The sequence below is a fragment of the Parafrankia sp. FMc2 genome (assembly GCF_041008525.1).
Lineage (GTDB): Bacteria > Actinomycetota > Actinomycetes > Frankiales > Frankiaceae > Parafrankia.
In genome coordinates this window covers 80,035-101,187 of sequence record NZ_JBFLUG010000012.1, presented here as the reverse complement: position 1 = coordinate 101,187, position 21,153 = coordinate 80,035, and the positions used below count along the sequence as shown (strand labels likewise).

General features: G+C 72.9%; 16 protein-coding genes. 5 read left to right on the top strand and 11 right to left on the bottom strand.

What is annotated here, in order from left to right; genetic code table 11:
• Positions 1-188: 188 nt before the first annotated feature.
• Complete coding sequence (locus AB1460_RS07215) at positions 189-1,499, top strand: HAD family hydrolase (protein WP_368959820.1); 1,311 nt, start codon at positions 189-191, stop codon at positions 1,497-1,499.
• 144 nt (positions 1,500-1,643) lie between these two features.
• Here AB1460_RS07215 and AB1460_RS07210 read toward each other — a convergent pair whose 3' ends face one another.
• On the bottom strand, positions 1,644-3,218 hold the full coding sequence (locus AB1460_RS07210) for an amidohydrolase family protein (protein WP_368959819.1): 1,575 nt from the start codon (positions 3,216-3,218) through the stop codon (positions 1,644-1,646).
• 90 nt (positions 3,219-3,308) lie between these two features.
• Here AB1460_RS07210 and AB1460_RS07205 point away from each other — a divergent pair, with 90 nt between their 5' ends.
• The gene (locus AB1460_RS07205; protein ID WP_368959818.1) at positions 3,309-4,523 is read left to right on the top strand and encodes an enoyl-CoA hydratase/isomerase family protein; all 1,215 of its coding nucleotides are present in this window, start codon (positions 3,309-3,311) and stop codon (positions 4,521-4,523) included.
• Here AB1460_RS07205 and AB1460_RS07200 read toward each other — a convergent pair.
• The gene (locus tag AB1460_RS07200) at positions 4,477-5,397 is read right to left on the bottom strand and encodes a hypothetical protein (protein ID WP_368959817.1); all 921 of its coding nucleotides are present in this window, start codon (positions 5,395-5,397) and stop codon (positions 4,477-4,479) included. The two genes, AB1460_RS07205 and AB1460_RS07200, sit on opposite strands and share 47 nt — an antisense overlap.
• A 136-nt stretch (positions 5,398-5,533) precedes the next feature.
• On the bottom strand, positions 5,534-6,475 hold the full coding sequence (locus tag AB1460_RS07195) for an AraC family transcriptional regulator (RefSeq protein ID WP_368959816.1): 942 nt from the start codon (positions 6,473-6,475) through the stop codon (positions 5,534-5,536).
• 508 nt (positions 6,476-6,983) lie between these two features.
• Between AB1460_RS07195 and AB1460_RS07190 the strand changes: the two genes are divergently transcribed.
• Both AB1460_RS07190 and AB1460_RS07185 read left to right on the top strand, forming a co-directional pair.
• Positions 6,984-8,819, top strand: coding sequence for an ABC transporter transmembrane domain-containing protein (locus AB1460_RS07190; protein ID WP_368959815.1), 1,836 nt, complete (start codon positions 6,984-6,986; stop codon positions 8,817-8,819).
• Positions 8,820-8,860: 41 nt separating this feature from the next.
• Positions 8,861-10,690: an ABC transporter ATP-binding protein gene (locus tag AB1460_RS07185; protein WP_420497211.1), complete on the top strand. Its 1,830-nt coding sequence runs from the start codon at positions 8,861-8,863 to the stop codon at positions 10,688-10,690.
• 16 nt (positions 10,691-10,706) lie between these two features.
• Here AB1460_RS07185 and AB1460_RS07180 read toward each other — a convergent pair whose 3' ends face one another.
• From AB1460_RS07180 to AB1460_RS07155, 6 genes are all read right to left on the bottom strand, one after another.
• The gene (locus AB1460_RS07180) at positions 10,707-13,031 is read right to left on the bottom strand and encodes a BTAD domain-containing putative transcriptional regulator (protein ID WP_368959813.1); all 2,325 of its coding nucleotides are present in this window, start codon (positions 13,029-13,031) and stop codon (positions 10,707-10,709) included.
• A gap of 56 nt (positions 13,032-13,087) precedes the next feature.
• Positions 13,088-14,287, bottom strand: a complete 1,200-nt coding sequence (locus tag AB1460_RS07175; protein WP_368959812.1) for a hypothetical protein — start codon at positions 14,285-14,287, stop codon at positions 13,088-13,090.
• 616 nt (positions 14,288-14,903) lie between these two features.
• Positions 14,904-15,971 (bottom strand): NAD(P)-dependent oxidoreductase, encoded by a 1,068-nt coding sequence (locus AB1460_RS07170; RefSeq protein WP_368959811.1) that lies wholly within the window; start codon positions 15,969-15,971, stop codon positions 14,904-14,906.
• 140 nt (positions 15,972-16,111) lie between these two features.
• On the bottom strand, positions 16,112-16,807 hold the full coding sequence (locus AB1460_RS07165; protein WP_368959810.1) for a carboxymuconolactone decarboxylase family protein: 696 nt from the start codon (positions 16,805-16,807) through the stop codon (positions 16,112-16,114).
• Between the two features lie 29 nt (positions 16,808-16,836).
• A complete protein-coding gene (locus AB1460_RS07160) occupies positions 16,837-18,726 on the bottom strand; it encodes a class I adenylate-forming enzyme family protein (RefSeq protein ID WP_368959809.1) in 1,890 nt (629 codons plus the stop codon).
• 14 nt (positions 18,727-18,740) lie between these two features.
• Positions 18,741-19,544 carry a DUF3050 domain-containing protein gene (locus AB1460_RS07155; protein WP_368959808.1) on the bottom strand — a complete coding sequence of 268 codons (804 nt, stop codon included), beginning with the start codon at positions 19,542-19,544 and terminating at the stop codon, positions 18,741-18,743.
• A 377-nt stretch (positions 19,545-19,921) separates the two neighbouring features.
• Here AB1460_RS07155 and AB1460_RS07150 point away from each other — a divergent pair, with 377 nt between their 5' ends.
• A complete protein-coding gene (locus AB1460_RS07150; protein WP_368959807.1) occupies positions 19,922-20,350 on the top strand; it encodes a hypothetical protein in 429 nt (142 codons plus the stop codon).
• A gap of 64 nt (positions 20,351-20,414) precedes the next feature.
• On the opposite strand, the gene AB1460_RS07145 is transcribed toward AB1460_RS07150, so the two are convergent.
• The gene (locus AB1460_RS07145; protein ID WP_368959806.1) at positions 20,415-20,627 is read right to left on the bottom strand and encodes a hypothetical protein; all 213 of its coding nucleotides are present in this window, start codon (positions 20,625-20,627) and stop codon (positions 20,415-20,417) included.
• An 89-nt stretch (positions 20,628-20,716) separates the two neighbouring features.
• Complete coding sequence (locus AB1460_RS07140; RefSeq protein WP_368959805.1) at positions 20,717-21,151, bottom strand: hypothetical protein; 435 nt, start codon at positions 21,149-21,151, stop codon at positions 20,717-20,719.
• Positions 21,152-21,153 lie beyond the last annotated feature (2 nt).

The following is a 21,153-nucleotide window of genomic DNA, read 5'->3' as shown; positions in this document are numbered from 1 at the left end:
AACTGCGCGACAGCGTCAAGAAGGCGTTCGCTCGCCTCTTGGCCACACCGGAGATTATCCGAGGCTTCTTCCGATCTCCAGACCTGTCCTACATCAATATTCCACTAACTTAGTTTTCTCTTAGTAGGCGAGCCGATCCGAATCTTGTCGTTATTGTTATTGAAGATCTCCAGTACGGTTCGGATAGTGTGCGCGAGCACGAGATGGTGCGTGAAGTCCTCGGTGGTGCGGGCCTGTCCTGTCACGTCCTTTCCTTCTCGCAGCTAGAAAATCTGCTGAAGCCTGATGTTATATCGGTGACGACCATCGATGGGCGGCGTCTCAGTCTGTCTCCCCAGAGAACGCTTCTAGCGTTCCTCGGATGCGACGCAATAAGCCTCCAGGGAATTGTTCTGATTCCTTCGGTCGTGGCCGGTACTCCCTCCGACAGCGCCTGCCTGGCGGAGGTCTTTATTGCCGAGGGGGACCATGGCGATACGCGCATTGGTAGGCGCGTGGTCGCGGTCGGAGAGTCTTACAAGATCGCCGATACAGATGCTGTCTCCGACCTGCGGACATCCGCTCCTCTTCGCCCCTCGCTGTTGTTGCGACTATTACACTTCGTTGGACTGGCTGCACAGTTTCGTGCGAAGCCGGTAAATTTGTATCAAGTTGAGATCGGATTGTCCGCGATCGTGACAGATGCTGGTTTGCAAATGCCGACGGATAGCTGGCAAGCTGCACTCGAGGATGCGGAACGGCATTGGCGTCGGCGAACGGGGCGCAGCGACCGACAAGAGGAGAGTCGTGACGCCGGTCGTGTCGCCGTGCCCGAATACTGGAGGAACAGGTCGTTGCGGAGGCCGGTTGTGGTACGCGGTGTGGTGTTCGACTGGAACGGGGTCCTGGTTCTGGACGAACCATTGCATTTCTCCGCGTTTGCTCGTCTCTGCGAGGATGCCGGTGGATCGCTGAGTCTTGAGGTCTACGAGGCGGAGTGTGGGGGGCGCACTGACCGTGAAGGGATCCGTAATCTTGTCGCCCGAGGATTTTTGCAGGGTGACGTCGACACGCTTGTCCTCGCGAAACAGCGTCTCTACAGGGCGACCATAACGAATGATGACGAGATAGTGTCGACTGGTACGGTCCGCCTTCTGGAAAAACTCGTCGAACTGGAGGTTCCATACCGAATCGTCACAGCAAGTCCTGCCGAGGAAGTGGATGTGATCAGGGGGACGGCCGGTATCGAGTCGCTTCTGCCAGATCAGATAATAAAGTCCGGCGTATCCTCCGGGGACAGGTTTCTCGCTCTCTCCAGAGTATTGGCTGGGCTCGCCAGTCCGGACGAGGTGCTGATGGTTGACGACAGCGAGAACAACATCCTGCTCGGAAAGCGTCTGAATATGTTGACGCTGCGCATCGACAAAGATCCCCGCTCCTGTGAGACTGCTGCCGATTTTTGCCTTCCTCGTGTTGAGATGCTGGATGAGCTGGTGCTTCTCCAAGGGGAGAATGCTTGACGAAGGCGTCGCGAGCCAGCGTTTTATGACCCGAATACAATCTGGCCGTCCGGTGACATCGAGACGACCCTGTCGGGCTTCGCGCTGAGTCGCCGTCGTCTCGTGCATACCGAGCGGTGCCGGAGCGGCGGTCCGGGCGACCGCCTAGGAGGCGGAGTAGGCGAGCGTGCCGTCTACGAACGTGGCGACGACGTCCGTGGCCTGCGGGTGGGCCAGCGCCTCGTCGAGAGGGAGGCGCAGCAGGCACAGGTCCGCGGGCATGCCCCGGGCGATCCGGCGCGGCCGGGCAGGGTCGTCGGGGTGGCCGAGGAACAGGTCGAGGGCGGTGCGCCCGGCCACCCGCTCGGCCGCCCCGAGCAGGTGGCCGGCGGGGGTGCGCCGGTCGACGGCGGCTTGGATGGCCCGCCACGGGTCCGGGTGGCCGAACGGCGCGTCGGTCCCGGCGGCGACCGCGATACCGGCGGCGAGCAGTGACCGGCACGGGTAGAGCCAGGGGATGTCGTCCGGGTCGACCTCGGCCAGGTAGGCGTCGCCGCGCTCGGCCACGAAGTTCGGCTGCGTGACGACGGTCAGCCCGGCCGCGCGGATGAGCGCGGCCAGCTCCGGGGGGATCACCGCCCCGTGCTCGATCCGGTCGGCCGGCCGGCCTCGCCCCAGGTTGCTCAGGTCCGACGGGGTGGCGGGGCCGGCGCCGACACGGGGCCGGGCGGCCTCGATCGCGGCGAGGGCCACCACGAGCTGGACCCGGGTCACGCAGTGCACGGCCACCGGCACGCCGGACCGGTGGGCCGCCCGGACCCGCTCGGCGAGGCTGTCCGGGTCCGGCAGATCGGTGTCGTCCAGCATGATCTTCAGTGGCCCCGCCGTGAGCCGGGACTGCCGCCGCGAACCGGGCCGGACGGCCAATTCTGTCTCCGCTGTCTCCGCGCAGGAGCGCATCAGGGTGAGGCGCTGCGGCAGCACCCCCGCGGCCACCGCCTCCGCGAGCGCCGCCCGGTCGGAGGGCCGCCGCTCGGGTGTGGCGTCGGTGAAGCCGGTGACCCCTGCCGCCAGCGCGGCCCGGCCGAGCGCTCCGAGATCGACCGCGACGCGCGGGACCCGGGCGGCAAGCCAGCTGTCAAGCCGCCACAGGCGGCCGGTGGGCGTCCCGGTGGCGGTCCGCTCGATCCCCTCGCCGGCTCCAGCGCCGACTCCAGCGCCGCCTCCGGTGTCGGCGTGCGGGTCCAGGCCGACCTCGCGCAGCGCGGCCGAGTTGAGCACCCACAGCGCGCCGCCGCGATGCTGCACCCTGGTCGGTACGTCACCGGTGAGGGCGTCGAGGGCCCAGCGGTCGAGATCCCCCGCGGTGGCCGGGTGGTAGCCGATGCCGCGTACCCAGCCGCCGCGGGGTGACCCGCGGGCGGCGCCGGCGGCCTCACCCAGCCGCCGGGCGAACTCCCGCGCGTCGGCGACCGCGGGCGGCCCGAGGAACACCGAGGCCATCGAGGCGGCCAGTGACATCAGATGAAGGTGATGATCGTGCAGGCCGGGGAGCAAAGCACCGCCGGCGGCGTCGATCTCCTCCTCGCCGGGGCGCCGGTCCAGACGCCGCCCCGGCGGCCCGATCTCGACGACGGCCCCACCGGCGAGGCGGACGTCCACCAGACCGGCCCGCGGCGTTCCCGGGCCGGGGCCGACGGCGGGTGTGGCCGCGAGGATCTCGGCGCGTCGGACCAGCACGGCGATCACCTCGTCTGGCGGGCTGGTGAACGGTGAGCGGGGAGCGGGGAGCGGGCATGCCGAGCGTACGGAATCCGTACGCTCGGCACGGTGAACACCGCCTGCACAGCGCCCGCCGTCCTGGAGCCGGAGGAGGCACTGGTCGCGCTGCGTGCCGACCCCGAGATGTTCGCGGCGTACAACGGGAGTCCGCTGCTCGCGGTCCGGATCCGGGGGCCGCGGGCGGTCGAGGTCGGCGCGCTCGCCCGGTGGCTGCCGGGCGTGCTGGTGGGTGTCGCCCCGGATCTGTCGGACCTCCCCCCGGGGATCGAGACCGCGGGCTTCGACATCCTGCTGACCGATCAGTCCGAGCCGCCGGCGCCCTGGGTCGGCCCGATGGGTCAGGGGAGTGACGGCCAGCCCGGCGGGACGGCGGAGGCGCTCGCGGCGATCGCCGCCATGACCCGCGCCGTGCCGGCGGCCTCGGTGGCGTTCACCCAGCTCGTGCGGTACTCGGCGCACCTCGATGTCCGGGACGCGGTGATCGCGGAATCGTTCGTCTACTCCACCCTGCAGGCAGGCGCCGAGTTCGCGGTCTGGCTCGCCGGCCACCGCGCGGCCCGGGCGAGTCGTGCGGCGGCATCGGCGACGGTGCCGGTGTCAGTGCCGATGTCAGCGTCGGCATCGACGGCACCGGCGTCGGTGAGCGCCTCCGGGGCCACTACGGTGCCGTCCGCGCCGGCCGTCCTCGTCGATCGTGACGGCGACGAGCTGTGGGTCGAGCTGAACCGCCCGCAGGTGCGCAACGCTGTCAGCCGGGACCTGCGCGACGGCCTGGTCGAGGCGTTCACCCTGGCCGCGGGAGATCCCAGCGTCAGCGCCGTGCGGCTGCGGGGCGTCGGCCCGACCTTCTGCAGCGGTGGAGATCTCTCGGAGTTCGGCACACTTCCCGACCCGGCCGTCGGCCATGCCGTGCGGACGTCCCGCAGCATCCCGATGGCCCTGCTGCGGTGCGCCGACCGGGTAACGGCCTACGTGCACGGGACGTGCGTGGGCGCCGGAGTCGAGGTCCCCGCGTTCGCCCGCCGGGTGGTCGCCGACCCGCGGACCACGTTCCGGCTGCCCGAGCTGGCGATGGGGCTCATCCCCGGGGCCGGCGGGACGTCCAGCATCGTCCGCCGGGTGGGCCGGGAGCGCACCGCCTTCCTGTCGCTGACCGGCTGGGCGGTCGGCACCGCGGTCGCTGCCGCGTGGGGGCTGGTCGACGACGTCCGGCCGGTCAGCGGCGATACCCGTCCACCGTTGCCGGAACCGGGTGGGCGGTGAACGGCAGGGGGCCGTCGGGGGCGTCCGAGGCGTCGGTGAAGAAGAGGAAGCAGCGGGTGCCGACGAACTCGCCGTCACGGGTCACCGTGCTGGAGTAGACCTGCATGGGCAGCAGGGTGCCATCGAGGCGGCGAATCGTGGTCGGGTAGTTCAGGATCGCGTTGTCGACGGTCATCGACTCGCCGAGGGCGACCAGATCCTCCTCGACGGCGAAGATGCCGAGCAGGTTCTGCCCGACGAACCTGGCGGGCTCGTCGGCGCAGCCGAGGAACGCCAGGTGGATCAGGTTGGTCCGCCTGACCTCGGCGGTGCGGGCCATGCCGTGCAGGGGCACGGGCAGGAGCTCGAAGAGGTCCTCCAACTCCTTCGTCAGCGCGGTGACCGCTGTCTCGCCGAGCCCGTCGAGGAGCGGTCCGACCTCGGTCTGGCTCCACTGCTTGTGCCACGCCCGCGTGTCGGCCTCGTCTGGTCCCGGCAGGGATCCACGGAACGCGGGACGGGTGACCAGACGGAGAACGCCCCCGTCAGCATCGCCGTTGGCGTCGAGCAGAGCGGCCACCGTCGACCCGTCCGCCCGCCGCAGGTCGACCGGCAGGTTGTGCAGGGTGTGTCCGTCAACCGCCGCGGCGGTCACCTGCTCCCACACATCGTCGCCGAGGAGCGTGCGGGCCGACGGCCTGGCCGCGCCCGACGGCTCAGCCGCGCCCGACGGGGCCCAGCCGGCGATCCGGCGCTGCGCCGGGTTCGCCCGTCTGACGGCCCCGTCGAAGCGGGTGACCATGATCCCGATGTTCGCGTTCTCGAACAGGTCCAGGAGTTCCCGCAGGTAGTCGGTGGCGGCTATCCCGTTGTACTGCGGCGCATCGATGGGCATGACGGTCGGCCTTTCCCTGGCGCGGTCGGGCTGTTCCCCGGGGGCCGCGGCGGATCGGTTCCCGCCGCGGATCTGACGCCGGGAACGATCGTCCGAGCCGGTAGCGCGCCCCTGACGGGCTGGTAGCGCGGTGCCGCTACCCAGCAGGTGCGGGCGGGCGGGTGACGGCCGCCGGGCGTTGCCCCGAGGCCGTGTACGGGCGGACCCCGGGCCGGGCGGGTCGCGCGGGCCGCGCGGCCCGGGTGGCCCGGGTGGCCCGGGTGGTGCCGACGCGGCGCTGGTAGGCCGACGGCGTCTCCCCGCAGTACTGGGTGAAGGCCCGGGCGAACGCGCTGCCGTTGTCGAAGCCGACGGCTGTGGCCACCTCCAGCACCGATCGCCCGGGCACCGAGAACAGCTCCATTGCCCGCAGAATGCGGGCCTGGAGCAGATAGCTGCGCCAGGACAGCCCCAGCGTCGCGCGGAACTGGCGGCGCAGCGAACGCTCCGAGACTCCGACGGCTCCGCTGACCTCCCCGACCGTCACCGCGCCGAGATGCGCCCGGGTGTAGGCCATGGCCCTGGACAGGACCGGGTCTGTCGAGGTCGGAAGGCACAGCGGTGCCTCGTGGTCGAGGGCCTCGGCGACCAGGTGGCCCAGGGCGCGGAAGAACTCGTCCGCCACGCTGTCAGCCGCGGTCCGCGTGATCGGCCAGCGCAGCGAATAAATGATCATTTCGCGGATGAGCGGGGAGACCGCCAGGATCCGCGCCCGATCGCCGGGGCTGGGGACGACGGCCGGGTCGAACATCACCGCGACGGTGCGGGTCACGGCGTTCATCGTGGCCTGGTGCGCCAGCCCGGCCGGGATCCAGGCGGCCTGCTGCGGCGGCAGCAGATAGTGCGCGACGGAGGTCTCGACCTCCACCACACCGGCGATCGCGTACTCGATCTGGTGCAGGTCATGCGCATGCCAGCCGGTGACGAGCCGTTCGCCCTCGTACGGATGGCTGCCCCCGATTGCGCCGCCGCCACGACGCAGGTCAACCAGCGTGGACGATTCTCCCGGCCCCCCGGACAGATGTGCTGGGGATGTCATGGCGGTGAAGCGTACAAACACCCGCCAGAGCGGTCCAGAGCGGTCGCGGGTGGCCGATTCAGTGGAATTTATGGCCGATGCTGCCGCGACGGCCACGAATAACCGGAGTAGAAACAAGGGTACGCCCGCTGGCCGTGAGCGCCAGTGTAACGGCGTGCCATCCGGCCTGTTCGCGATCCCGACTCGAGGAGGGGCATGCGCCTCGACGGCGCATTTCTGGTGCGCGATGACAGTTGTCTGGTCGAGTAGCTGGCCGAGCCGTCGGGAATGGCTGCCCACCGCGTTCGGGTCTGGCTTCCCCCCGGCCCTGACCAGCGCCGGAGCCGCGATCCGCGCCGGTGAGGAAAGCAGCGCGTCGTCGTGACGGGAAACGGGCCGGATGGTCCCGGGAGTCCTGCCTGCGAAACCTGCCTGAGAAACCCGTCGGCGACCCGAGGAGAGACGTGAACCTGTACGAAGGTGCGCCGCCGCGCGCGGCCTGGTTCCGCGCCGGAACGGACCCCGCTCCGTGAGCGCCCCGACAGTCGACACGCCACCGACGGGCAACCCGCCGACGGACAACCCACCGACGGCGGCCTCGACGGTGCAGGCCTCGGCGGCCGGGTCCGCCACGGCTCCGTCGGTGGCGGTGCACAGCGCCGGGTCGGTGCTGCGCCGGGCGCGCCGCGGCCAGTTACGCCACGTGAGCGCGTCGTCGACCTTCCTGTCCTGCCACCAGGTTGCCGAGGCGCTCGTCCCGATCACCATCGGCCTCGCGGTGGACCGGGCGATCGCCACCGGGGACGGCGCCTCGATGCTGCGCTGGCTGGCCGTGCTGCTCGGGCTCTTCGTCGCCCTCACCTGCGCGATGCGGTGGGGCTTCCGGGCGAACCTGCGGGCTGTCCAGGGCGCCGGCCACGACCTGCGGATGCTGGTGGCCGACCGGGTCCTCGACCCGCGCGGCGGCGCGAGTGCCGACCAGCTCCCGGGGCAGTTCGTCGCCCTGGCGACCGCGGACGCCCTGAAGGTCGGCATGTTCAACTACGCGCTGGCGATGGCCATCTCCGGCATCGCCGGGGTCGGGGTCGCCGTGGTCGTTCTCGCCCGCTTCTCGCTGTCGCTGACCGGTCTGGTCGTGGCCGGGACGCTCCTCCTCATGGTCATCACCCACTTCCTGGGCCGGCCACTGGAGCGGCGCAGCGCCACCGAGCGCGCGACGATGGCGGCGGCGACAGGCCTCGCCGCCGATCTGATTGCCGGCCTGCGGGTCCTGAAGGGTTTCGGTGGGGAGCGCCCGGCCGTCGAGCGCTACCGGACGGCGAGCCAGCGCGCGCTGGCCGCCACCCTGCGCGCGGCAGCCGCGGAGTCGACGATCAGGGCGGTGGCGGTCGCGCTGGCCGGTGGCCTGCTCGCGGTCGTGACACTGGGCGCGGGCCGCCTCGCGGCCGGCGGGTCGATCAGTATCGGTGCCCTGATCACCGCGGTCGGCCTGGCGCAGTTCCTCGTCGACCCGCTCAACCGGATCACCGGGTTCGGTGCCCAGCGGGCACAGTCCCTGGCGTCGGCGGGCCGCATCGCCGCGGTGCTGAACGCCCCGCCGGCGGTCGCGGAAAGAGCGCCCACGGTGCCGGCCGGTGCCGATCGGCAGGCGGGTCCTGACCGGCCGGCGAGCCGGCTGCGGCTGGAGAAGGTCACGGTGGGCTCGGTCCGCGATCTGGACCTCGAGGTACGCGCCGGGGAGCTCCTCGGTGTCGTGGTGGCCGATCCGCACGAAGCCGCCGCGGTCCTCGGCGTGCTGGCCCGGGATGCCGACCCGGAGTCCGGCGCACTGCTGCTGGACGGCACCGCGGTCACCGACCTGCACCCCGACACGGCCCGGGAGGTCGTTCTGGTCGCCCCCCATGACGCCGTGCTGTTCGAAGGAACCGTGCTGGACAACATCCGGTCCGCGACGCCGGCGGAGACCGGCGGTGAGCTGGGCCCCGTGGTGACGGCGGCCGGGCTGGACGACCTGACGGAGGTGCTGGCCGAGGGCCTGCACACCCGGCTGCGCTCGGGCGGGACGTCACTGTCCGGCGGGCAGCGCCAACGCGTCGCGCTGGCCCGCGCCCTCGCCGCGGCCGCGCCCGTCCTGGTGCTGCACGAACCCACCACCGCGGTGGACTCGCTGACCGAGCGCCGGATCGCCGAGGGCCTGCGGCGCCTGCGCGGCGGGCTGAGCACGGTGTGCGTCACCTCGAGCCCCGCGGTCCTGGCCTGCTGCGACCGGGTCGTCGTCCTCGACGGCGGCACGGTCACGACCGAGGGAACCCACGCGGACCTCGTCCACACGAACCCGCGCTACCGCGAACTCGTCCTCGCGTGACCGGCCAGGACAGCGTGAACCGGCCAGGACGGGTGATCCCCATGCGAGGTGACAGCGTGCGAGAAGAACACTCCGGCGACGGCCTGCTCCCCACCGCGAGCGCCGGCGAGACGTGGCGGTACCTCCTGCGGCTCCTGCGGCCACGGTGGGCGCTCGGCGTGCTCACGGTCCTGGCGCTGACCGCGGGGACCTGCCTGCAGCTCATCGTGCCCCGGGCCCTCGGCTGGGTCGTCGACGCGGCGATCGACGGCGACCGCGGGGCTGTCCTCTGGCCGGTCCAGGTCCTGGTCATCGTGGCGGTCGGCGCCGCGGTCCTCCTGGTGGTGACCAGGGTGCTGATCGCGCTCGTGGCGGAGCCCGCGCTGGCGTCACTGCGTGAGGACGTCCTGGAGCGGGCCCTGCACCTGCCCGCGGGCGAGGTCGAACGCACCGGCTCCGGTGATCTGGTGGCGCGGATCAGCGGTGACGTCGAGGTGGTCACCACCGCGATTCGCACCACCGTGCCGACGCTGGCGATGTCGGTGTTCCTGGTGTGGATGACCGCGGTCGGCCTGGCCGCGATCGACTGGCGTTTCGCGGTCGTCGCGCTGCTCGCCGTGCCGACCGACATCTACGCGCTTCGGTGGTACCTGCGCAGGTCACGGTCGGTCTTCGCGGCCCAGCGGGTCGCCGAGGGCGCGCGGGCCCAGCAGCTGCTGGACTCGATCGGCGGGGCGGACACCGTCCGGGCGTTCCGCCTCGGCCCGCGCCATCTGCGGCTGACCGCCCAGCGGTCGGAGGCGGCGGTGGACTGCGCCTACGCGGCGATGCACTTCCGGACGCGGTTCTGGGGCCGCATGCACCTGTCCGAGGCCATCGGGGTCGCCGCCGTGCTGGCCACCGGCTTCTACCTGGTGCGTGACGGTGCTGTCACGGTCGGCGCGGCGACCGCGGCGGCGTTCTACTTCAGCCGCCTGTTCGAGCCGGTCAACATGATCCTGATGATGATCGACACGACTCAGGAGGCCGGCGCCGCGCTGTCCCGCCTCGTCGGAGTGGCGCGGGTGGCACCGCCGCCGGCGCCGGAACGGGCGGTTCTCGGCGAGCCGGCCGTCCAGGTGCGCGACGTCCACTTCGCCTACGCGGACGATCACGAGGTGCTGCACGGCGTCGACCTCGCCGCGCGCCCGGGGCAGCGGGTGGCGGTCGTCGGTGCGAGCGGGGCGGGCAAGACCACGCTGGCCAACATCGTCGCCGGCCTGCATCCCGCGGCATCGGGGGAGGTCCGGCTGGCCGGTCTTCCGGTCGGGCAGCTCGGGCCGGACGACCTGCGGACCACGGTCGCCCTGGTGACCCAGGAGGTCCACGTGTTCGCCGGCCCGCTCGTGGACGATCTCCGGCTTGCCCGCCCGGACGCCTCGGCCGCGGACATCGACCACGCACTGGCCCAGGCGGGCGCGGCGAGCTGGGTCGCCGCGCTGCCGTCCGCGGAGCGGACCGTCGTGGGCCGGGGCGGGCACCGGCTCACCCCGACGCAGGCGCAGGAACTCGCGCTCGCCCGGCTGCTGCTCGTGGACGCGCCGATCGTCGTTCTCGACGAGGCCACCGCGGAGGCGGGCAGCGCCGGCGCCCGCCGGCTGGAGCTGGCTGCCGAGCGGGCCCTGGACGGACGCACGGTGATCACCGTGGCGCACCGGCTGACCCAGGCCGCCTCCGCCGACCGGATCCTCGTGCTCGACCGCGGCCGGGTCGTCGAGAACGGTTCGCACGACGACCTGGTCGCCGCCGGCGGCCAGTACGCGCGGATGTGGTCGGCCTGGTCGTCGGCCGGCGCGACCGACCCGCAGCCGACCGACCCGGCCGCGGCGCCGGCCGCACATGGCGCGGCGTAGGCATGGGCGGCGCGGCTCAGGAGGCGATCGTCGCGGCCGCGTCCAGCGTCGCGATGCCCACCCGGAGCTGCGTCGCACGCGGGTCCGCCAGATCCTCGAAGATGCGCAGCGCCTCGGTCCAGGAGCGCCGCGCGGCGGCCGGGTCCGGGACCTTCAGATAGCTGTGCCCGAGGAGGGTCAGGGCACGGGCGCTGGTGTGCCGGTCCCGGATCCCGTGGGTGAGTGCCAGCGTCCGGCGGCACACCAGAGCGGCGCTGGCATGGTCGCCACGGGCCAGATGGTCCTCGGCGAGGCCGAGGTGTGCCAGCCCCAGGCCCCACTCGTCGCCGAGGTCGCCCAGGATCGCGGCCCCATGGCGGTGACAGGCGATCGCCTGGTCCAGGTCACCGAGATTGCGGTGGGCACGGCCGAGCTCGATCTGCGTCAGGGCGAAACCCCAGGAGTTTCCCACCTCGCTGAAGATCTTCTGAGCGCTCTGGTGGTCGGCCATCGTCCGCTTCGCGCCGCGCACGTGGGCGAGGCTGAGCAGGCTGACCGCCTCCCCCCACTGGTCCGCGCTGTCCTTGCCCACCGACAGCGCCCGTTCGAGCATCTCCAGCGACCGCCCGTACATGCGGAGGTCGTCATAGGCCAGCCCGGCGCTCACCAGCAGCGCGGACTCGCCGAACCGGTCCTGTGCCTGCCGCGCCGACGCCAGCCCGATCTCCGCGGTCGTGATCCAGTCCGTCCACCGCTTGCTGACGTGGAAGTAGCCGGTGAGCGCGGCGGCCAGGCGCCACGCGAGGGCGTGCTCACCCGCGGTGGCCGCCATCCGCACCGTGGTCATGAGGTTCTCGTGCTCGGTGGCGACCCAGACCGACGCCTGCCGGTAGCTGCCGAACGTCTCCGGCGGGTGTTCGTCCGAGGCCGGGTGCAGACCGGGCCGCCGGCCGTAGGGATGCAGCACGTTCCCGGCCTCGACCGTGCTGCGCAGGTACCACCCGCCCAGGCGCCGCAGCACGACACCCGGCGCGGCGTCGTCGTCCCGGCCCGGCCCACCGGTGCCGGTGCCGGCTCTGGTCCGGCCGAACAGCCGGACCATGGCGGGCAGCCTGAACCGGTCCGGCGCGGGGGATTCCGCGAGCTCCTGATCGATGAGAACCGCCAGATCGCGGCGGACGAGCGCCGGCGGCCGGCGGAGCACCGCGCAGACTGCCGCCAGCGGTAGATCGGCGCCGCTCCAGCCGCTGAGCAGGCGCAGTGCCCGGGCCGGATCGGGGTCGGTGCCCGCCCGCGGCGAAGGCAGGCTCTCGTACCTGCCTGCGAGAGCCTGGTGGACGGCGGCGGGTGGCGGGGAGAGCGGGCCTGACGGCCGCGGGCGGAACTCTCCCGCGGCCGCGGTCATGGCTGTTCCGTTCGCCAAGGCTGTGTCGGTCACCATGGCTGTGTCGATCGACAGAGTCGGGTCGGTCACCAGCGCGGCGGATGTCGTCATCATGGTCGCGGTCGTCGGTTGTCCGGAGCCACCGGCGACGGCGACGGCGGTCGACCTGCCCGTACCGGTGGCGGGGCCCGGGAAGATCAGCTGGTCGTCGGACAGCATGTGCCGCTGCAGCTGCTGCAGACCGCGGCCGGGATCAACGCCGAGCTCGTCGCGCAGGACCCACCTGACCTGGCGGTAGGCCTCGAATGCCTCGGCCTTGCGACCGCACCGGAACAGGGCGAGGATCAGCATCTCCCAGGGGTGCTCCCGGATGCGGGTCTCCTCGACGAGCCGCCGCAGCTCCGGCAGGGCGCCCTGGTGGTCGCCCAGCATCACCTGGGCGGTCAGCGCCAGCTCCCGCAGCCGCAGCCGGGCCTCGGCCAGGTGCGGTGCCTGCTCCCGTCGCAGCCGCTCCACCGGTATGTCGCAGAACGGGTCTCCGCGCCACAGGGCGAGGGCGTCCCGGGCGTCACAGGCGGCGCGGGCCCAGTCGCCCCGGGCCGCCGCCTCCTGCGCCCGTCCGGCGAGGTCCGCCTGGATGACCAGATCGACCTCGAACCTGTTCCGTGGCTCGATCACGTAGCCCGGAGAGCGGGTGATGATGCGTCCGCCCAGCACGGGCCCGAGTAAGCGGCGCAACCGGCTGACGTAGTTCTCCAGCGTCTTCGTCGCGGACGGCGGTGGCGAGCTGTCCCAGAGCAGATCCGAGAGTCGGTCGGCCGAGACCACGGTGCCGGCGTCGACCAGCAGCGTGGCAAGGACACCTCGCTGCTTCGGAGCGGAGACCGGAACCGCCCGGCCGAGGTCGTCGCGGACCTCGAGCGGGCCGAGCAGTGCGAACCGGGGACTTCCACCTGTCGGCGTGCTTCCGGCTGTCATCTTCCGTCCTCCAGGACTGTCGGCGATCTGACCGGCTCCGAGCGGGGACCCTGCCGTCAGCACGGCAGGGCCTGCGAGGTCCCTGCCGCGCCCTGCGGATCGAGTGCGGCGACGGGCCGGCGGGCCGGGCCGCCGCGGGCGCGCTCGGCCCAGCTCGCCAGGTCGAGGGCGAAGGACGGATCTCCCACGGCGGCGATCCGGCGGCTTGCGGCGTCCAGAAGGCCTGCCCAGGCGGGGTCTGCCGGCTGCGTCCGGTCCACTGGTCCGCCGGGGGCTGCGGCGGCGGGACGGGCGGCGGCGGCCGGCGCGGCGCGCAGGCAGTGGGCCTCCAGCATCAGGCGCAGCCCGACCAGTGGGTCAGCGGAACCGGAGAGGATGTCGCCGGCCAGCCGGCCCAGCATCGTCGCGCAGGCACCGGCCGCGGCGGGGGTGGGCCCGTTCGGCCGGGCCCGGGCCGCGGTGATCCTGCCGTGCCAGGTCGGGTCCGTCGACCAGCCGGGTGGTGCGCCGTCGGTATCAGGGGCGGCCAGCGCCTGCAACAGGGACGAGGTGGCCCCCGGGTCGCCTCCGCGGCGTTCTGCCACTCGCAGCGCGCCGCGCAGGCCGAGGGTGAGATCCGGGGGAAGCGGCGAGGAGATCCGCTGTTCCAGGAGCGTTGACGTGGGTGGTGCGCCGAGATGGGCGGCCGCGGCCGCCAGCCGGCGCGCGCGGTCGACCTGCCCGGGGCCGCGCGCCTGCCGGATGACCGCGGCGACGCGGCACGCACGCGCGAGGTAGCCCGGATGCGGCGAGCCTGGCCGGTCGGTCAGGAACGTGCCGGTGGGGTGCGCGCCGGCCGGTGGTGCGACGGCCGGTGGCGCGACGGCCGGCCCGAGCAGGGCCCGGACGGCGCGTTCCGAGGCCACGAGGGCCAGGTCCGGATCGCCGAAGGCGGCCAGGACGTCGCCGCAGAGCGCGAGGACGCGAGCGGAGCCGGGATCGTCCCGCCCGTCCGGGCGGCCCAGCCGGCCGGGGGCCGCGTGCAGGCCGAGCAGAGCCGCCTGCGCGTCCACCAGCGCGGAGGCACCGTGCCCCTGCGTGGCGCGCACGACAGCCCGCCGGGCCCGCACGTCTGCCAGCGGCCCGGCCGCCGCGGGTGTCCGGCGGGCGAGTACCGCGTAGAGCTGCTCGCTCGCGTCCAACGCGCGGACCGCGGCGCCCGGATCGCCGGCCCTGTACCGCAACGCCGCCAGGTCGTATTGAACGCCACCGAGCATCCATGCCGGCTGCGGATCGGCCGGCGATTCCGCGTGAACTCGCGCGATAAGCAGCACGGCGCGGGATTGAAGTTCCGCGGCCCGTCGCATGTCACCCGCACGGGCGGCGCGCCGGGCATCCAGGAGCAGCTCCGCGAACCGTATCCGCGGAGCCGGCCCTTTTCGTCGTCGGCGCCGTGGGGAAAGATCCTGACCTGCGCTCCGGCGGGCCGGTTGGTGATCCGCGGTACCGCCGAATCCCGCGGCGGTCTGGATTGTTGTCGCGCGATTTCCCCTCCACGACACGGCCGAATCCGTCCCTTCCGCGTTGGGCCGTGCGGCGTCCGGCCGTCGGGACGGCCTTTCCTGTCCGCATTTCGGCCATGCCGACCGTCGGATCGTGCTAATTGGACGTGAATCGGTCCTTTGTTCGCCAGTCCGACTAGGAGTCTGAATTGTCCCCGCAGCCCTGTCAATCGTCTACCGGCTTGCGTTGAGGCGACTATCTGCGCTCCGGCGCATGTTGTTCATCTGTTTCGGGTGCTGGTACTTCCGGTCGATGCCCACACCGGGAAATGAGCCCTCCGCCGCTGACCCCGGGGGATCCCCTGGCCGGTATCCCGCCGCAGGCCAGGGCTCAGGCCGGAACCTCCGCCCCCACGGAGTGCCCCGGGCAGGTGCCGGCCGGCCCGGTCCGCACGTCGGGGGCGTCGGAGGCACGCCGGTCCAGGTCCAGCAGCGTGGCGAGGGCCTCCCTGGCAAGGCTCCCCAGCCGCCCGGCGTTCCCGTCGGCGGCGGCCAGGGCGGTGTCGAGCAGGGTCAGGTCCTTGGTGAGCAGGGCGGCGAGCGCGGTCAGGGACGGCCCGCTGCCGGAGAGGCCGAGCGGCTGGTCTCCCGGGGGCAGCGGGCTGGCCGCCGCGCTGCACGTCCGGAGAGCCACCCGCACCCGGTCCGGGTCCAGGCCCAGCCGGACCGCCTCCCGCAGCGCCTCGACCGCCGCGCCACGGTGCGCGAGGAACACAGCGTTGTTCAGCAGTTTCACGAGCTGCGCGCTGCCCACCTCGCCGATGTGCAGCACGGTGTGCGCGAACAGGTCGAACACCGGCCTGCATCGCCGCAGCTCCGGCTGGCCGCCGCCGAACATCACCGTCAGCGCGCGCCCCCGGGCGTCGCGGATCCCGTTGCTGACCGGCGCGTCGACCAGCGCGAGGCCCCGCTCGCGGGCCCGCGTGGCCAGCTCGACGCACACCTCGGGTGAGCAGGTGCTGTGGACGGCGATCAGGCCGCCGCGGCGCATCGTCTCCAGCAACCCGCCCGGCCCGGCGACCACGGCGCGGACGTCGTCGTCGGCGAAGACGCACACCGAGACGACGGTGGCGTGCCGGCCCAGGTCAGCCAGGGTCGGCGCCACGGTGACTCCGCTGGAGCGGACCTGTTCGACCCGGTCGGCCTGCAGGTCGAACACGCGTGGCCGCACCCCGCCCACCGCACAGAGCCGGACGATCTCGGCTCCCTGGCTGCCGAGGCCGACGAATCCGTAGGCCTCGGCAGCCGGCGTGCCATCTCCCTGCGCGTCGACGCCGTGCGCGCTGGGCAGAGCGTCGCTCTGGACATCGCGCGGAGCGCTGGGGACATCGCGTCGAGCGTCGCTCCGAGTATCGGCCGGAGCGTCACTCCGGGAGGTGGTGGTGTGCGCGGCGTGCATCGTGGGGTCTCCTCGGTGTGGGCGGGCGCTGGCTGCCCTGGGCGGCCAACAGGGCGGAGCGGGACGGGCCTGGCGGGACGGCCCTGGCCTGGCATGCCGGCCGGCGGCGCAGGGCTGCCGGCCGGCGCGGGGCGTGCTGGTCAGCGCGGCGGGTGCGGGCCTGACCCGTCCCGCAGGACGGCCGCGGCCGGGGCGGGCACCCGGCCCTCGACCTCGGTGAGCAGATCCCGCAGGTCGGCGGCGGACAGGTCCGCCGAGGCGAGGGCCGAGCGGACATGGTGGCGCAACGGGTGGACGGCTCCGGCGGCCGCGCAGACGATGATCGCGACGATGCGGCGTTCGCGCGTCGTGAGGCCCGGCCGGCGCCACACCTGCCCGAAGACGAAGCCGAGCATGCCGGCCTCGACGAAGGGGCTGCCCCGGGGCGGCGCCTCGCTGCGGTTCACGGCACGGAACGTCTCCTCGCCGGCCCGCAGCCGCTCGTCCCGGCTTTCCCGGTCGAGGGAGATGGCGCCCGGCGCTGGCCAGGACGCGGGATCCGTGCCCGTGTCGCGGCAGTGCAGCGCCCACTGGCACCGCACGACCCCCTCGAGCTCGGACCCCCGCGGCCAGCCGGCGTAGACGGCGTACTGCAGGACGAACTCCAACAGATCACCGAGACCGCTCTCGTCTCGACCGAGGATCTGCCGCACCCGTGCGGCGAGCGCCTCGGGCGGACCGGACCACGCCAGGCTGGCAAGCTGCGCCCAGTCGCGGTCCCGGCTTCCGAGCCCGGTCTGCCCGGTCTGCCCGGTCGTCCTGGTGCGCGCGGTCTGCGCGGTCTGTGCGACGGTCACCGCGGCCACCTCCTCTCGACGGGGGGCACCTAGACCGACCTGCTGGCGACCAGCGGGGCGGGAGCCGCCTGCAGCGCGACCGGACGGTTGGCCTCCGGCACGGGCAGCGGTTCCGTCCGCTCGCGGAACACGCGCTTGAGCGTCTTGCCGGTGACGCCGACGGGGAACTCGCTCCACGGCAGGATCTCCACGGCGACCAGCTGCTCCTCCGGGGCCAGCAGCGCGTTCAGCTCGTCGCGCAGCCGGGCCGCGCCGATCCCGATCCCGGGCCGCAGAGCCACCGCGGCGGCCGGGCGCTGGGTGCCGTCCGGCTGGCGCGCCCCGTAGACGCAGGTGTCGAACACGGCCGGGTGCAGGTGGATGCGCTCCTCGATCGGCAGACTGTAGACGTCGCCGCCGGCGGTGCGGATCACGTCGACCTCACGGTCGAGCTGCACGACGTGCCCGCCCGACCAGCGGGCGACGTCCCCGGTGAAGAACCAGCCGTCCCGGACAGCCTCGTAGGTGAGCGAGTGGTTGTTCCAGTAGGCCTCGAAGAGCGTCCTGCCGCGCACCTCCAGACGTCCCACCTGCCCGCGGGGGACCGGCACGCCGTCCCGGGCGATCCGCACGCCGGGGCCGAACGGAGCCGAGTGGCGCCGCCCGATCCGGCGGTCGTACCGGCGGGTCAGCCGCGAGTAGTACCGCAGGACGGACGGCGTGCCGACCTCGCTCGACCCCTGTGCGTCGAGGTAGACGGAGCCGCCCACGGGCAGACCCAGCCGGCGGAAGGTGCCGCCCACCTGGACACACGGCCGGATCATCGCCTCGTGCGCCGCGTCGGCGGTGCTGGCCCAGAACCGCATGGCCCGCAGGTCGTGTTCGGCCAGCGGCACCTCCCTGAGCTGGGTGTAGGTGATGGGGAAGCCGAAGAAGCCGGTGTAGCGGTCGCGGGCCAGCTCCTCGACCACGCCCAGGGCGTCGAAGTCCCGGCCGGTGGCCGCCGTCCAGTGCGCCCGCACGCCCAGCAGCAGCATGCAGTGGAAGGTCAGGATCACCGCCTGGTGGTTGTTGGGGACGGCCATGTACCCCCGGTCCCGGCGGGGCGAGATGTGGACGTAGCACAGCCATCCCCGCATCGCCCGGGACTGCGGCCCGTTGCGCAGGATGACGGCCTTCGGGAACCCGGTCGTCCCGGACGTGTGCACCAGGTAGAGCGGCTCGCGGGGGCCACGCCGCACCGCGGGAGCGGGTTCGGTGGCCGCGGCGAGCAGGTCCTCGATCCAGTGGACGGCGGGCGCCGTGCTCCCGTCCGGGGCGCGGTGCAGCGCCCCGTGCAGCTCCCGCACGTCGGATTCGGGGATGTCACCCACCCGCCCGACGAGGACGATGGTGTCCACCCGGCCCGGCGTGCCACCCTCCCGCAGCACCCGCAGCAGCGTGGGGACGTCCGCGAACAGGATCCGGGCGTCGATGTTCACCAGGTAGGGGGCCACCTTGTCCGCGGCGAAGGCGCCGTTCATCGGGCAGGCGACCCCGCCGGCCCGCACCACCCCCAGGTGCAGGAGGTGGATGTCGAGGTGGTTCCGCTTGAGCACGGCGACCCGCTGCCCGTGGCGCAGGCCGAGCGTGTGCAGCGCGGCCGCGAGCCGTCCGGCCGTCGCCTGGATGTCGCGCGCCGTCCACCGGTCCGGTCCGGCCCCTGTGGCCCCTGTGGCACCTCCGGCACCTCCTCCGGTGCCGGGCAGGGACCACGAGCACGGCTCGTCACTGGTGAACAGGACACGTCCGCGGTGCCGGCGGGCGGCCCGGTCAGGTGTCCGTTCCAGCGACATGGGGCCCAGCGCGAGCCGCAGCCGCCGCGGCAGGGCGACCGACGTGCAGACGAACGCCACGTAGGCGGCGAGGAGCCCGAGGAGAACGAACAGAGCGATGATCATCGTTGCCCCGGCTCTCAGGCGACCGGCGCGACGACGCGCTGGTCCGGGAGCGTGGCGGCGATGCCGTCCCACAGCGCCGCGCGGGCCTGCAGGCAGCCGTTCACCACGCTCGCGCACTCCCGCCAGCAGTGCGGGTCCTCGCCGGCCAGGGCGACGAGCATGGCCATCGCCATCGGCGTGTGCTGCTCCCCGTCGACGGCGACATGCCGCGCCAGGTAGTCGCGGAAGGTACTGAGCTGCACGTTGCCTTCCAGGACCTGCGAGAACATCTCGGGGATCAGATCCTCGCGGCCGAACGCGAACGCCGCGGCCAGCGCATGCGTCGGCGCGGTGGTCAGCAGCTCCCAGGTGGCGCGGACGAAGGTCGCCGCCGGCGCGGGCACCCCCGCGCGCACGACCGCGACGGGCACCGCCGTGCCCACGGCGAGCTCCGCGAGGAACCGCCTGACCGGCCCCGTGTCCGCCCCTGCCTCCTCCATGCCCGCCAGGTAGAGCTCGAAGTGGCTGATGTAGGACTCGCCGTACTCGTCGCTCTCCTCGACGAGGACGATCTCGTTGATCAGGCGTCGGCACTCGCGGTGGGTGGTCGGCACCCATGGCACATCCACGCAGGTGAGCTCGCGCTGCAGGGTCTTCAGTAACGACATGAAGTCCCAGACCGCGAAGATGTGGCTGGTCATGAAGGCGGTGACGTCGTCCGCCGTCACCAGCCGGCCGTACAGGGGATGGGCGAGCACGGTGCTGCGGGCCGCCGCCGTCTCCGCCGTGAGCCAGGCGATCGACGGATGGGTACCGCCCCAGGAATAACGACTCGGCACGTGTCATCAACCCCTTGCGTGAACGATGAGGAAGAACAGGACCGGACCGTGGCGGCGGACCTGCCGGGACGCCGTGGTGCCGGCCCCGTCGCGTCCAGGAGGGGCCGGCCCGGCCGGCTGCCCCGCGCGACGGACCACCGGCGGTGGCCGGTAGCCGGCAGGTTCCCGGCAGCCGGTAGCGCCCCGGTAGCGTTGCGGCAGCAGGCCGCTGCTACCCCGCGGGCACACCACACAGAGCCAACACAGGGCCACGCCGCGAGCCTGTGACGCTTCCCCGGCGGTCTGCGGTTTCAGGGCACCCGGGTTAGCCGGGGCCGCGCGCCGGGCACGGGTCAGGACAGGTCTGACGCCATCGAAGCGGACGAAGGGCGCGGGTGATGATCGGCAAGCCTCACGTGCTGGATGTCGAGAGCGCACGCGCGGAGATCTTCTTCCGCTGCCGGCGGTGCCACCACAGCTGGCACCGTTCGTTCACCGTCTCCCGCTGGTTCGAGGACGACGGCGGGTTCATGGAGGTCTACCGCCACCACGGCGTGCCGGTGCCATCGCCGCGGAGTGGTCTGATCTGCGTCTTCTGCGCGGGGCTTCCGGTCGACTGGGCGGAGACCCCGCTGCCGCCGCTGTCGGCGGGTGAGGAGCAGCCTGCCGCGGCCGGCCTGGTGGCGGTATCGACGGCGGGCCGGACCGTTCCCTGGCCCTCGTGGCGCGCCCCGGCGCGGGACGAGTGGCCGCCGCGCCGTCCCACCTTCCCGTTCCTGCTCCCGCTGCGGCCGCAGCTCCACCCTCGCACGTTCCGTTTCCCGTGATCGGACGGGAGGCCGGCACCAGCCGGCCCTGCGGTGGCTCCGCGGAGCCACCGCAGGGCCGGTCTCAGCTCTCCACGGCGTCGCGGGGAGGGGGGTAGCCCGCGCGATAGCGGCGCCTGTCCGCTGTGTAACGGATCGGCGCGGTGACGGCGGCGGCGCCGTAGCGGCGGCGGTCAGCGCGGTGGTCGCGAGCAACAATGATCATAGGTACGGCGAACATGACGGCGAGCAGGACGACTGCGACGAGCAGTCGGCCCCATTCGAAGTCCGGGTCCATCTCGACTCCTGGGAGCAGGCCTCGGGACGGGCACGGCAGGACACGCCTCCGGCGGGCCCCGGTTCAGGTCCTCGAGGCATGGGCGGCTGTCAGCGGCGGGAAGCCGCCGGAGGGCCGCGGGACCCGGGGCCGCCGCCTGCGCGGTGCGGGGTGCGCTCGGCTGTGCCGGGTCGGGCCGTCAGCCAGGCGGCGCTCAGAAGGAGAACGCACAGGGCCGCGCCCAGCCCGAGCAGCTGATGTTCCGAGCGCTGGTGGTGGCTGCCCGCGAGCAGCGGCTGGGCGTCGAGCCACGGGCGCAGGGCGTTCCCGCGCTTCGGCGCTGCCGCGTTGACGGGCTCCGCGACCGCCGCGGCCCGCCGCGAGACGGTGGCGGACAAGGCGGCGGGCGTGAGATCTGCGGACCACTGCTGTGCAGCCAGCTGCCCGTGCCCGCGGGGCAGCGCACCCGGCGCGCCCACCAGCCCCAGCACCGCGACGATGGCCGCGAGAAGCGGCCAGGCGCGCCTGGAGAAGGGGGTCGACATCA